Consider the following 13,668-nt stretch of genomic DNA (forward strand, 5'->3'; position numbering starts at 1 on the left):
CTTTTCCCCTGTGGAAAAGGTTCCTTTTTTGTAGAGAAAGTTATTTTGGGATGGAGGGTAATGTATGTCTTTACAACGCGGACGGCGTTTGTTTACATCGGAATCGGTTACTGAAGGTCATCCGGATAAGATTTGCGATCAGATTTCCGATGCAGTATTGGATGCATTTTTGAAAAATGATCCAAATGCGCGGGTTGCCTGCGAAGTTTCCGTAGCAACTGGCCTTGTTTTGGTAATTGGTGAAATTACAAGTCAGTCCGAATTTGTGGATATTCAGTCCATCGCTCGGCAAACAATAAAAGATATCGGATATACACGTGCCAAATACGGTTTTGATTATCAGACATGCGCAGTGCTGACTTCCTTAAACGAGCAGTCTCCTGACATCGCTCAAGGCGTTAATAAGGCGCTGGAAGCCAGAGAAGGACAAATGTCCGATGAAGAGATTGAAGCGATTGGTGCAGGGGACCAAGGCCTGATGTTTGGTTTCGCCGTTAACGAAACGCCTGAACTGATGCCGCTGCCAATCTCGATTGCACATCAATTGGCTCGTCGTCTGACGGAAGTTCGTAAGAATGGTACATTGCCTTACCTCAGACCTGACGGCAAAACGCAAGTAACCGTTGAATACGAAGGCGATACACCGGTTCGCGTCGACGCAATTGTTGTTTCCACTCAGCATGCCGAAGATGTGACGCTGCAACAAATTCAAGCTGATATCAAAGAACATGTCATTAAGCCGATTGTTCCTGAAAAGTTTTTGGATGAAAACACAAATTACTTCATCAATCCTACGGGCCGTTTTGTTATCGGCGGACCACAAGGTGATGCCGGCTTAACAGGCCGTAAAATTATCGTAGATACTTATGGTGGTTATGCTCGTCATGGCGGCGGAGCATTCTCCGGTAAGGACCCGACGAAAGTCGACCGTTCGGGCGCATATGCAGCAAGATATGTTGCTAAAAATATCGTTGCCGCGGGTCTTGCGGAAAAGTGCGAAGTGCAAGTAGCGTATGCGATTGGCGTAGCAAGACCGGTATCGATCAGCGTCGATACATTTGGCACAGGCAGAGTCAGCGACGAAAAGCTGGTTGAATTGGTTCGTAAGCATTTTGATCTTCGTCCTGCCGGTATTATTAAAGCACTTGATTTGAGAAGACCTATTTACAAACAAACAGCGGCTTATGGCCATTTCGGTCGCAATGACCTGGATGTTCCTTGGGAACGTACGGACAAAGCAGAACTGTTAAAAGCTGACGCATATAAATAATATTTGGTTTGTTTCCGAAGCACGGAACCATTTTTCCACAGGGAAGAATGGTTTTTTTCTTTTTCAATTAATTTTAAGCTGTAAAAATCGTAACTTTTCTACTAGTGATAGAGTCTATTTAAAAAGGAGAGTGAAAAACGAAGGGAGATTTCATCGTGTTTTTGCATAAGTCTTTTTTTAAGAGAGTGATTCCGATAGTTTTGTCTGGTGTCGTGTTATTGCAGTTTGAACTTCCAATTACATCTTTTATACATTCTGCTAGTGTTGCTTATGCCGCTGATGAACCTACTATGACGAAAACAAGTGAAGAGATTTTGACTTCCGGGGCCATATTAAAGAAGTATGTCTGGAAAACCGTTCGAAATAAAAAAGATGTTCAGGTTAACGGCAATGTGGTAGAAGTAGATTTGTCCAATCCCAATGTTAAAGTTGACGTGATGACCGGTATCGGCGGTGTATTTACGAAGAAGCAAACCGTCAATGGTATGGCAACTGAGACCAAGGCGGTTGCCGGCGTAAACGGCGATTTTTATAATACACAAGCTGAAGGGGTTCCGGATGGCCCAGAAGTTGCGGGAGGACGGTTAATGGCTACTCCGCCGATGATGGCAGGTCATTATTCGTTTGCAATTGACAAAGATAATAAACCTATCATTGATAGTTTCACTTTTCAAGGGCAGGTAATAGCCAAAGACGGAGTAACGTTTGATCTTGGCGGAGTCAATAAAACGTATTATTGGACAGACGATTCGGATGATGACAGTCATGTAAACGGTCTGTTTTTGTATACGGATGCTTGGGCACAAAGCGATAGATCAAATAATGGCACAAGTACGCCTACCGAAGTGCTTGTTCAGAACGGCAAAATTGCCAAAATCGCCATCGACGGCGTTATTCAGATGATTGCTCCAAAAGACGGGTACATATTGCGCGCGGCGGGGAAGGCGGCCGACTTCGTACGCACGCATCTGAAAGAGGGAGACCCTCTTATCGCCAATTACAACGTGCTCTCTCAAGATCCTAGCAAGCAATATGACTGGAAAAATTTTAAGATGATGATCGGCGGCCATACCATTATGGTCGATGACGGCAAACCTTCCACTTTTACTTTAAATGTGAACGATATTGGAGGTTACAGTTACCGCTCCCGAACGGGAGTAGGTTATTCTCAGGATCAGAAGAAGGTGTATATCCTCACCGTTGATAATGCGGGAGATAGCAAAGGGATGACCCTGCCTGAGTTTCAGCAATTTATGATTAAAGCGGGAGTATGGAAAGGCGTCACTTTGGACGGTGGGGGCTCCACACAGATGGTAGCGCGTCCTTTAGGAGAAACAGCTACCAAGCTGATTAACAAGACCGAGACCGGGATTGAGCGTAAAGTCGTTAACGGCTTGGGAGTATTCTCTACGGCTCCGCAGGGTGAAGTGAAAGGGATAACGATTCAAGGGCCTAATTTGTTGTTTTTAAATGAGCAGGCGCCTTTTAAGTTTAAGGCATACGACGAATATTACAACCCGGTCATCGACACGGATAAGGTCCCGGCAAAATGGACTGCGGACGACCTGGGTGCATTTACCGATAACGTATTTGTTCCAACGAAGATAGGCAACACCAAAATTAGTGTTGCTTCCGGTAAAGGAACCCAAAGCTTGGACGTGGAAGTGGCCGGGAGAGCTCAATTGGCCGGGATGAAGATCAACGCGGCGGATCTGGTGCTAATCGAAGGGGAGAAATATAAGCTGCCGGTCATTGCGACGTCGAAATCGGGTAAAACCCGGGAAATTCCGTCCGAGCTGGTGCAGTGGGAAGTGCTTGGCATCGATGGTACTGTAGACAACGGTGTGCTGACCGTGAAAAGCTTGGCCGGCCGCAAAGCCGCCCAATTGATTGCCCGATATGACGGATTCAGCTCTATGGTCACTATACCGATCGGCGTTGATAAGGTGTGGTACGATTTGGACAATACGGCCGTCATGACAATGTCACGGACTTCGCTTGATGAAATCAAAGCATCCGTTAATATTGTGAAAACCGACTGGGGCAACAAGGTGCTTGAGCTTGCATACAATCTCGGACGAGGCAAAAAAACACGGGCGGCTTACGCGGCCTTTGATACAGGGATCCAGATTGAAGGCGAACCTCAATTCATGAAATTGAAGGTCAACGGCGATGAAAGTCTGAACTGGCTGCGTGCCGAAGTGATGGACAATTCCGGGAAACTCCAATATGTCGACATTGCCAAAAATATTAACTGGAAGGGCTGGAAGCAGCTCACCGTCGATTTATCGGATTATGGTTTAAAGTATCCGATTATTATGAAAAGCATCTATGTTGTCAGTGTTGAGGAAGGTCAGGATGAGCGGAATCCGGAAGGTAAAATCCAACTGGACGATATCACTTTCACCTATAAAGGAACCTATACGACGGACAGCAATAATAAAGTGAATTTGACCGTTAACCAGACGGCCGTTAATGTAAACGGCAAAGCCATGACACTGGAGCAAGCGCCTGTTATCGTGAATGGCAATACGATGATTCCGATTCGTTTTGTAACGGATGCTTTGGGCGGGACGGTTCGATGGGATGAGAAGGAACGCAAGGTGACGGTGATCCGCGGTGATAAATTAATTGATTTGTGGATTGATCAGCCCGATCTGCTTATCAACGGACAGCGGGTTACAGCAGAGGTGGCTCCGCAAATCATGAAAAACTTGACCATGGTGCCGCTGCGCATTTTATCCGAGAAGTTGGGCTGGAAAGTAACCTGGGATGAAAAAACAAAGAAAATCACTCTGGAATAAATATAGTGCTACTTGAGCAGTTCAAAACGGCAGGAAATATGATACTATAATTTTATATTTAAAAGTCTGCCTATAAAGGAGCCAAGAAGCATGCAAGCGGATGCCTTGGATCGCATCATTAAAAATGCCATCAATGTGATGGAAAGCAGTAAGTACCAAATTTTCGAGATTTGCGAAAGCGCCCGGGCAGAACGTGATGCACTCAAAAAAGAGCACGAGGAAATTATCGCAGAGACAACAGCAACCATCGAACAGGTGGACAAGCTGGAAATTGAATACCGCAAAGCAAGAATGAGACTCACTGAGGTAAGCAAGGATTTTCACAAGTTTAAGGAAGAAGACATCAAGATTGCTTATGAAGGAGCTACTCAGAAGCAGACCCAGCTCACTTTGACGCGGGAAAAAGAGCTTCATTTAAAGGCGCGCCGGGATGAACTGCAAAAAAGGATTAAAAATGTCGATAAACAAGTTGAGCGGGCGGAAACGATCGTATCGCAGATGAATGTTGTACTCGAATATTTGTCAGGCGATTTGAATCAAGTCACTCGCATTTTGGAATCGGCCAAAAATCGTCAACTGCTGGGGCTGAAAATTATTCTAGCCCAGGAGGATGAACGAAAAAGAATTGCCCGGGAAATTCATGACGGCTTAGCGCAGACTATGGCTAACGTTGTACTTCGTACGGAAATTGCCGAACGTATGATGGTCAAGCAGGCTTACGGCAGTGTGAGGGAAGAGTTATCCGATCTGAAAGGCCAAGTGCGGGGCGGAATTGAAGAGGTGCGCAAAATCATTTTTAATCTGCGTCCGATGGCATTGGATGATCTGGGGCTCGTCCCTACGCTTCGCAAGTTTGTACAAGACTACGAGGACAAGACCAAAATCCGCACGAAAATTGAATTAAGCGGGAAAGAAATCCGACTCCCATCCGGGATGGAAGTGGCGATATACCGGCTTGTTCAGGAGGCGTTCTCCAACGTGTACAAGCATGCTGGCGCGACATTTGTCACACTGGAGCTTGTCTTTCAGCAGCAGATGGTGAAAATTACGGTAACCGACAATGGCACCGGATTTTTTGTCGAGAAAGTGTCTGTCAAAATCGAACAAGGAACGACTCATTACGGACTCATTGGCATGAGAGAACGGGTTGAACTCCTGGAAGGCCGGATGGATATAGAATCCGTTAAAGAAAAAGGCACTAAAATATCGATGGTTATACCAATTTCGGCCGAACAAAGAGAGGAGCACGCGAGTGGAATTCACGGGGAGTTCGAAACGTAACATTAGGATCGTTCTGGCAGACGATCACCAGCTTTTCCGCGAAGGGGTAAAGCGAATTTTAAACATGGAAAATGATTTGGAGGTTATCGGGGAGTGCGGCGACGGGATACAAGTACTGGAGCTGTGCAACTCGTTAACTCCTGATATTGTTTTGATGGACATCAATATGCCGGTGGAGAACGGTGTTGTGGCCACGGAAAAGCTGAAGGACATTTTTCCGGATATTAAGGTTATTATTTTGTCGATTCACGACGACGAGAGTTATGTATTCGAAACACTGCGTAAAGGCGCCTCGGGTTACTTGCTTAAGGATATGGAAGCCGAGTCTCTCATTAACGCGATCCGTTCGGTTGTTGCCGGACATGCCTACATACATCCGAAAGTAACCGGGAAGCTGATTAATCAGCTGCGCAGAATGACATATCTCGACGAAGCGGGCATTGCCGGCAGCGGGGCATCCAGCAAGGAAGCCGGCGTGAAGTACATTCACTCCGATAACAGTCCGCTGACGCGCAGGGAAGCGGAAGTGCTTCGCTTGATGGCAGAGGGCAAAAGCAACAAGTCGATCGGAGAGTTTTTGTTTATTAGCGAAAAAACGGTTAAAAACCATGTCAGTAGCATTTTGCAAAAGATGGAGGTTGACGACCGGACGCAAGCGGTAATCATTGCGATAAAAAACGGCTGGGTCACCTTGTAAGGATAGGAACCAACGGCGTCATTGCGGCATATACTGTCTTTAAGGGAGGGAGCCGCAATGATAGTTGGGTTGCTGTGGATTTTCGGATGTTATGCCGCGGGTATCGCCTTGGTCCATTGGATGCACCGTGTAAGCAAACCAAAGCACCGTAGAAACTTGACGCATTATGTTCTTATGACCCGAAATAACGGGCTTCATATGGAATGGTATTTGCGTTCTTTGTATTTCTTCTCCGGAATGAAAGGACGCAATATATCCGTAACCGTCGTAGATGAAGGCTCGTCGGATGAAACATTGGAGATTGTGAGGCGAATCGGCAGCGAGAAGGAAGTGGAGATCCTCATTAAAAATGGGATTGACGCGATTGACGATGTCATGACGGATCATTTTGACGAACATGTCGTGGTCGTCAGGTTAAGTGAAGTCACGGATGTTCGGGATATGCCTCTTTTGATGCAGTAACTCAGTAACCGCTTACAATAACGGATGGGCAGGTGACTCATGAAAGCGATTCTCTATGCTGTTCCAGGGCATCAGGGATGGGAATGGAAATATAGTTTAGATATTCGTGCAGACATGAGATATTGGCTCGAGCAATGGGGTGAACGAGCACACATCCGATTGCTTGAGCCGTCTTTATCTTTTGGACAAGCAGCCAGATTGATGGAATTATTGAATTGCTCGCGTGTAAGGCATAACGATGAGATCAGCTTATTGAAGAAGATGAAAGAACTAGCTCACGAGGCTGAAATTCCCGCGCCATGGATAGAGCAAATGACGCTGCGGGACGTTCCATGTAAACTAATCGGACCGCAACTTGCTCCAAGCGAGTTTGTTGTGATGGTGCAAAGCTTGGAAGGGCGTTCGCTGCTGCTCGAAGAATTTGCTCAGTTGACGGAGTACGTGAAGCTCGGTAGCGTAGCGGCAGATCCGCTTTATTATATACAATACGCTTTTTTACATGGTTATTTGCGGGTATCAAGCGGTTTTAAGACGGTACAGAAACGCAATTGGCCGCTGTTTATGAAACGCACGGAGCATACATGCCGAAGATGCGGCAGCGGCGGGGATAACCTGTTTACAACCGACTGTATTTTTTGTGGTTGTCCCTGCTCTTATTGTGAAAGCTGCATGCAAATGGGACGAGTTCGATTCTGCTCACCAATGATTTCAAGTATCGCCACAGTAAACGGGCAGGGGGCTGTGCAGCCTAATGGCTTGGATGGTTTTATTACACCATGGGGTCTCAGCGATGTACAAGCGGAAGCTTCGAAAGAAGCGCTTCACTTTCTGTTGAATGCATATGCAAAGAACAGCCCTGAACCGCAGCGTTTTTTAATCTGGGCGGTAACTGGAGCGGGAAAAACCGAAATGATCTTTCCCATGATTGCATTTGTGTTATCCCGCGGCGGCAAAGTGCTGGTTACAACTCCGCGAAAAGACGTCGTGCTCGAGCTTCAGCCGCGGTTAAAGCGGGCCTTTCCTCATACCAAAGTGGTCACCTTGTACGGAGGAAGCGAAGAACGCTGGGAACGGGGGCAGCTGACAATTGCCACGACGCATCAGCTGATGCGGTTCGCCGAAGCGTTTGATCTTGTGATTATTGATGAAATTGATGCCTTTCCTTATCATAATAACCCCATGTTGGAATTTGCCGCCTCCAAAGCGGTCAAGCCCGGCGGAGCGTATTTATTTCTCTCCGCTACCCCTCCAGAACCGCTGCAGAAAGCGGTCAGACGTCATCAACTTCCTTGTGCCAGAGTACCGGCTCGATTTCATCGTCATCCGCTTCCCGTTCCTAAAATCATCTACACCGAGCCCTTGAACCGGTTAATACTCAAAAACAATATCCCTCAAGCGATCAAGCAGATTATACAAATTTCGATGGACCGGGGAGCGCAGCTCTTTGTTTTTGTCCCAAAAATCAATATGGTAGAACCTTTTATCGGAATGCTGCGGTCGGGGTTTCCCGGTATAACGGTGGAAGGTACCTCATCCAAGGATGAGAATCGAGCGGATAAAGTGGTGCAATTTCGTCAGACGCAAACTCGTATTCTGGTGACAACCACCATTTTAGAACGAGGGGTGACGATCCCGAAATCCGATGTGCTGATATTAGGCGCGGACGCCCCGTTATTCGATAGCGCCGCATTGGTACAAATGTCGGGAAGAGCGGGAAGATCGAAGGACGACCCGGCAGGCACGGTGTATTTTGCAGTACGCGAAAAGACTTCCTCCGTCATGGGGGCAATCCGGCAAATTCGCGATATGAACAAGCTGGCGTTACGTAAAGGATTTTTGCATAAGTCATAGCATTTGAATGAGGGGGAAATGCCTATTTTGCCTTGGTTGAAGTTACAAGAAGTGCCCCGGTATCTCCATCAATGGCTAGGGAAGGCGGAGTTGCTTCTGACACCTCGCCGCAGTCAGTGCGTGATATGCGGCAGAGAGTATCATGGAACCAACGTCTTGAACTTGTGTGCGGCCTGTTCCAGCTCCATTCCATGGATTCGTGAGGTCAAATGTCCGGTATGCGGACGATATGAGCCGTGTTACGATTGCGATCGGCGATCCGATACGTTTTTTGTCCATAACCGCAGCGCGGTAAAATATGATCCGATGATGAAGGAGCTGCTCGCTTCCTACAAATATCGCGGGAATGAGCGTCTCCGGCCGTTAATGGGTGCGATGCTCATGCATGCTTATGCCCTGCATAAGTCGGTAGCGCCCCATAATGATGTTATCTGGGCGGTCACTTACGTTCCGCTGAGTGAAACCAGATTGATGGAGCGGGGGTTTAATCAAGCTCAGCAAATGGCTGAGCATCTAGCGGAGTGCGCTAAATTACCGGTTTTCCCGCTGTTGCGAAGAGCCCGGCATACGGATAAACAAAGCTTCAAATCGCGTGGGGACCGTCTTCACGACATGAGAGGGGCCTTTATAGTTGAGGAATCGACTTTGCAGCAGCTGCGGGAGCTTCGAAAACGGGGCTCCGTTCATTTGCTGATCGTGGACGATGTATACACGACGGGCAGTACACTCAACCAATGTGCGGAAGTAATATGCGGGGCCATCGACATTCCTGTATATGGTATATGTTGGTCCAGATGACTTTCTAAAGAAACGATAAAGTTCAGCAAAATAACAAAATTGTGTATGCAATCTAACAGAAAATAAGCTAAACTGAGTGTATAGTAGTTATGTAATGTTTTGAATCGGGGGGATTTAAGTGAGTTTGAATGTAGGGAACTGTCCTCGCTGCGGTAAAATTTATGTTAAAAATATACATGGCATCTGTCCTCATTGCATTAAAGAAATGGAACTGCAATACGAGAAATGTCTCAAATATTTGCGGGAATACCGTTCCTGCACGCTTCAGGAGTTAAGCGAAGCCACCGATGTGCCGATGCAGATAATTACGAAGTTTATCCGGGAAGGCCGGATATCCATTAAGCATAACCCGAATATGTCCATTGCCTGTGAGGTATGCGGAGGGCCGATCCGAGAAGGGCTGATGTGCGAATCGTGCCGCGGCCGACTTTTAAAAGATGTCAGCAATATGTCGGAAGACGAACAGCGCAACAAGCTGTTGGCTGAGCAGAAGCAAGAGGGCATTTCGTTTAAGATTAAGGATCGTTTGAACGATCGTTTGAAATAATGAGAACTATATAACAATTTGCATATCGCCTGCCGATAAAAGTATTAAAGCTTTTGTCGGTTTTTTATTTGTCTTAAATAAAGAGGTGTTTACTTATGAAAATCAATGGTACGAACCGGGTCGGAAATATTAATGAGTATAAGAAGTCGCTTGAAGCCAGAGCCCACCTTCAAGAAGGCAAAAAGGGTAAAAACAAAGATCAAGTGGAAATTTCATCGATGGCTAAAGAACTGCTCGAGGCGCAAGGCGCAACCGGAACGGAGCAAAAAAGGGAAAAACTCGAGAGCCTCAGGCGTTCGGTGGATGATGGAACTTATCGGGTGGATGCGCGCAAAATTGCCGATAAGCTTTTGCCGTACTTAAATCAGGACTGACTTTTCCATAAGAGTAGGTGAATGTAGTGTCATTACAAGCGGTTTTTGAAAATATGGAGAAGCTGATTGAGGCGCATCAGACTCTTCTTGATCTGGGCGAACGGAAGAAGCAGGCGCTGATCGTCAACGATATCGATCAATTGACGGCTGCCGTCAATAAAGAAGGCCGATTGATTAAGCAGGTAACGGAGCTGGATCAGCAGCGCATTCATGCGATCGGGGCGTTTATGTTGGAAAAAGGTTATCGTCCGAACCCGTATGTCACGATCAGTGATTTGACCAAGCTGATCTTTAAAATGGACGAGAAGAAGGCGCTTCAAACCTTGCAGCAGACACTGCTGCAGACCATTGAGCGGTTAAAGACGCTAAACGAGTTGAATCGGCAGCTGCTGGAACAATCGCTTACTTTTGTAAATTATTCATTAGATCTTGTATTGGGGCCGCCGGAGGATGAAGCGGTATATCAGAATCCGCAGCAACAGCAGGGTTACGGTTTTAAGAGACAGGGAATGTTCGATTCCCGCGCATAAATGAGTCAGGGGTGAATAGAATGGCTTCAACATTTGGAGGCATAGAGATATCCAAAAGGGCGTTGTTTGCTCAGCAGACAGCACTTTCCACGACCGGACATAATATTGCTAATGCGAATACTGCCGGGTATTCAAGACAGGTGGTTAATTTGGTCGCCTCTCGACCTATGGAAGCGGTAGGTATGATGCGCAGTAATGTGCCTGGTCAGTTAGGGCAAGGTGTAGAATTCGATCACGTCAAGCGAGTCCGGGAACAGTTCCTGGATACTCAGTACTATAATGAGAATAAGGAATACGGGAATTGGACCGTTAGAAACGATGTTCTTGGGAAGTTGGAAGCTATTACAAATGAGCCTTCAGATACAGGAATACGGCAGGTTATCGAAAACTTCTGGAATGCTTGGCAAGTATTTAGTAAAGAGCCTGAAAATACGACGGCACGAGCGGCTTTGAAAGAAAGTTCATTGGCCATGACGGAAACCTTTAACCACACGGCCTCACAATTAGATGATCTTACAAATGATTTATCTGAGAATGTGAGAAGTAAAGTAAGTGAGACAAATACGATTTTGGATCAAGTTGCCCGACTGAACAATGAAATATTCCGAGTTGAAGGTTTAGGTAATGACGCCAACGATTTAAGGGATCAGCGTGACCTTCTTGTCGACAATTTATCCAAGATCATTAATGTAAGTGTTGAAAGAGCTGAAGGCGGTTATAACGTTAAAATGGGGAATGTCGAATTGGTGCATGGCATTAATGTTGTAACGAGTTTTGCTGCAACGCCTGTGCCTGCTGCTGATGGAACTATTCCTTCCGCTGATGGTCTGACTTTTGACGCTGCTTATAAAAATGGGGATTTACAAAGTGGCGAAGTATTCGGAATGATCGAATCAAGAGACAAATATGTGGCCAGTTACAAATTTCAGTTGGATTCTATGGTAGTAGCGATAGCCAAGGGTAATGTAAAAGTCACATTACCGGCAGGATCGGTGTTACCTCCCCAATTACCAGAGGGTACAATAATCGGAAGTACGACTTATACAGGTACTGAAACATTAACTGACCAGGAAAGAATGCTAAAAACGGATACTGAAATTACCGTTAAAGGATTAAATGGTCTTCACATGTTGGGGTATAGTCTAGAAGAGCCTACTCAGTCGGGAATTCCCTTCTTCACTCTGCAGAAAGGTGCTAGCGAATTTACGGCGTCGAGTATCACTTTAAATCCGGCGATTATCGAAAACATTTCAAAAATTACGGCTTCATCGCGCGTAATGACTGATGTGAATGGGAATATAGTGAAAGATTCTAATGGAAATGAAACGGTAGTTCGAGGCAACAATTCCATTGCACTAATAACTGCAGGAATAAGAAATTTGAGGTTCGATTTTGACCCTAAGAAAAATGATTCGCAGTCTACATTAAGTGGAGTTCCTATTTTGGCGAGTGGAACTTTTGATGAGTTTTTTCGTGCTATCGTGGGTCAATTAGGCGTCCAAACGCAGGAGGCAACCCGTCAATCCGATAATCAGAAGGTATTGGTGGATCAGGTCGATTCCAGACGTCAGTCGGTTAGTGGAGTGGCTACCGATGAAGAAATGGCCAATATGATCAAATACCAGCATGCCTATAATGCAGCGGCTCGAATATTAACGACATTTGATGAAATGCTGGATAAAGTCATTAACGGCATGGGAACCGTAGGTAGATAATAAAGAGGTGAAACGTTTATGATGGGTAGAATTACTCAAAGTATGATGACAAGTCAGATGCTTCAAAACTTAAATCGTAACCTTAACCAAATGAATACGTACCAAGACCAGATGTCTACTGGCAGAAAAATAAATAAACCATCTGACGATCCCGTAGGTCTAAGTTATTCCATGCGGTATCGATCGGACATTACAGCAAATGAACAGTATCAGGAGAATGTTGATTCCGCAATATCGTGGATTGATTTTTCCGACACATTAATGGATCAAGCAAATGCTGCATTGCAGCGAATAAGAGAATTGACCGTGCAGGCAGCCAATGGAAGCAATCCGCAGACAGCGTTAGACGCGGTAAAATCTGAGGTGCTGCAGCTAACCAACCAACTTATTACCATCGGTAATAGTCAATTTAATGGAAAATATGTGTTTAACGGACAAAAGACAAATCTTCAACCATTTAGTACTAATATTTCAGAGGTTCCGTTAAGTATTAGTGTTCATGGCAATGTTGATGTAAGCCAAGCTAATGTTACAGATACGAGCAATCAATTGACAATCGTCGTTGATCAGGGAAAAGAAGTTACGGTGACCCTTCCTTCAAAGGACTATTCTACTCTTGGATCGGGAGTTTTCGCCAAGGATCTCGAATCAGCCATTAACACCGCTTTGCTTGGGAATTCCGCTGTTACAGTATCCATAGGGAACACTGGAGAACTGGCAATTGCTTCGGATAATACAGGACCTAGTGGGAGCGTTGAGATTACAGGTGGCAGTTTGGCCGTCAATTGGTTAAGTGCTGCCCGTAACCTATCAGACTTGGTAAAAACGCCAAACCCGGTGTCTAATGTGAAAATCTATCAAGTAGATGCGCAGCAAAGCCAATCCGACGACCGAGAAATAAAATTCGAGATTGCTACAGGCGTTTATATGCCTGTCAATATTCTGGGCGATAGCGCCTTCGGCAAACCAGGGGACCCTGATAATATGTTTAAGGTGCTGAACCAAATTGTGAACGCTCTCGGGCAAGGTGATACTAGTAAAGTTTCCGATCTTCTTGGTGGTCTGGATAGCCGAATGAACAAATTTTTAGAAGTGCGTGCAGATCTGGGTGCCAAAATGAACCGTGTGGAGCTTTCGTCGGATCGATTAAAAGATACTGTATTGAATCTCACCAACCTGCAATCGAAAACAGAAGATGCTGACATGGCAGAAACCATCACCTTATTGAAAACATATGAAAACGTCTATCAAGCATCATTGTCAGTAGGGGCTAAAGTAATAACGCCAAGTTTAGTCGACTTTTTAAAATAACACTTTAAAATGGGGGTAGGTTGACTTG

12 protein-coding genes are annotated in these 13,668 nt (G+C 45.7%); all 12 read left to right on the plus strand.

Translation table 11 applies throughout. The features are described 5' to 3' along the window. Positions 1-64: 64 nt before the first annotated feature. The 12 genes from metK (at position 65) to flgL (ending at position 13,640) form a co-directional block, all read left to right on the plus strand. Positions 65-1,270, plus strand: a complete 1,206-nt coding sequence (metK, locus tag EYB31_RS27590; protein WP_131016701.1) for a methionine adenosyltransferase — start codon at positions 65-67, stop codon at positions 1,268-1,270. 290 nt (positions 1,271-1,560) lie between these two features. Further along, a complete protein-coding gene (locus tag EYB31_RS27595; protein ID WP_131016702.1) occupies positions 1,561-4,074 on the plus strand; it encodes a stalk domain-containing protein in 2,514 nt (837 codons plus the stop codon). Positions 4,075-4,164: 90 nt separating this feature from the next. Next, on the plus strand, positions 4,165-5,355 hold the full coding sequence (locus tag EYB31_RS27600) for a sensor histidine kinase (RefSeq protein WP_131016703.1): 1,191 nt from the start codon (positions 4,165-4,167) through the stop codon (positions 5,353-5,355). Next, a complete protein-coding gene (locus tag EYB31_RS27605; protein ID WP_131016704.1) occupies positions 5,327-6,052 on the plus strand; it encodes a response regulator in 726 nt (241 codons plus the stop codon). The genes EYB31_RS27600 and EYB31_RS27605 overlap by 29 nt, the downstream gene beginning before the upstream one ends. A gap of 57 nt (positions 6,053-6,109) precedes the next feature. After that, the gene (locus EYB31_RS27610) at positions 6,110-6,514 is read left to right on the plus strand and encodes a glycosyltransferase family protein (RefSeq protein WP_131016705.1); all 405 of its coding nucleotides are present in this window, start codon (positions 6,110-6,112) and stop codon (positions 6,512-6,514) included. Positions 6,515-6,715: 201 nt separating this feature from the next. Further along, entirely contained in the window at positions 6,716-8,365 is a 1,650-nt protein-coding gene (locus EYB31_RS27615; RefSeq protein WP_240762919.1) for an ATP-dependent helicase ComFA, read from the plus strand. A gap of 156 nt (positions 8,366-8,521) precedes the next feature. Further along, a complete protein-coding gene (locus EYB31_RS27620; protein WP_165452654.1) occupies positions 8,522-9,163 on the plus strand; it encodes a ComF family protein in 642 nt (213 codons plus the stop codon). A 118-nt stretch (positions 9,164-9,281) separates the two neighbouring features. Next, the gene (locus EYB31_RS27625) at positions 9,282-9,710 is read left to right on the plus strand and encodes a flagellar protein (protein ID WP_131016708.1); all 429 of its coding nucleotides are present in this window, start codon (positions 9,282-9,284) and stop codon (positions 9,708-9,710) included. A gap of 95 nt (positions 9,711-9,805) precedes the next feature. Further along, complete coding sequence (gene flgM, locus EYB31_RS27630; protein WP_131016709.1) at positions 9,806-10,084, plus strand: flagellar biosynthesis anti-sigma factor FlgM; 279 nt, start codon at positions 9,806-9,808, stop codon at positions 10,082-10,084. 26 nt (positions 10,085-10,110) lie between these two features. Then, a complete protein-coding gene (locus EYB31_RS27635) occupies positions 10,111-10,614 on the plus strand; it encodes a flagellar protein FlgN (RefSeq protein ID WP_131016710.1) in 504 nt (167 codons plus the stop codon). Positions 10,615-10,634: 20 nt separating this feature from the next. After that, positions 10,635-12,329: a flagellar hook-associated protein FlgK gene (gene flgK / locus EYB31_RS27640; RefSeq protein ID WP_131016711.1), complete on the plus strand. Its 1,695-nt coding sequence runs from the start codon at positions 10,635-10,637 to the stop codon at positions 12,327-12,329. Between the two features lie 18 nt (positions 12,330-12,347). Then, positions 12,348-13,640: a flagellar hook-associated protein FlgL gene (gene flgL, locus EYB31_RS27645; protein ID WP_131016712.1), complete on the plus strand. Its 1,293-nt coding sequence runs from the start codon at positions 12,348-12,350 to the stop codon at positions 13,638-13,640. Positions 13,641-13,668: the final 28 nt, after the last annotated feature.

The organism is Paenibacillus thalictri, assembly GCF_004307995.1.
In the GTDB taxonomy this organism is placed as follows: domain Bacteria; phylum Bacillota; class Bacilli; order Paenibacillales; family NBRC-103111; genus Paenibacillus_AF; species Paenibacillus_AF thalictri.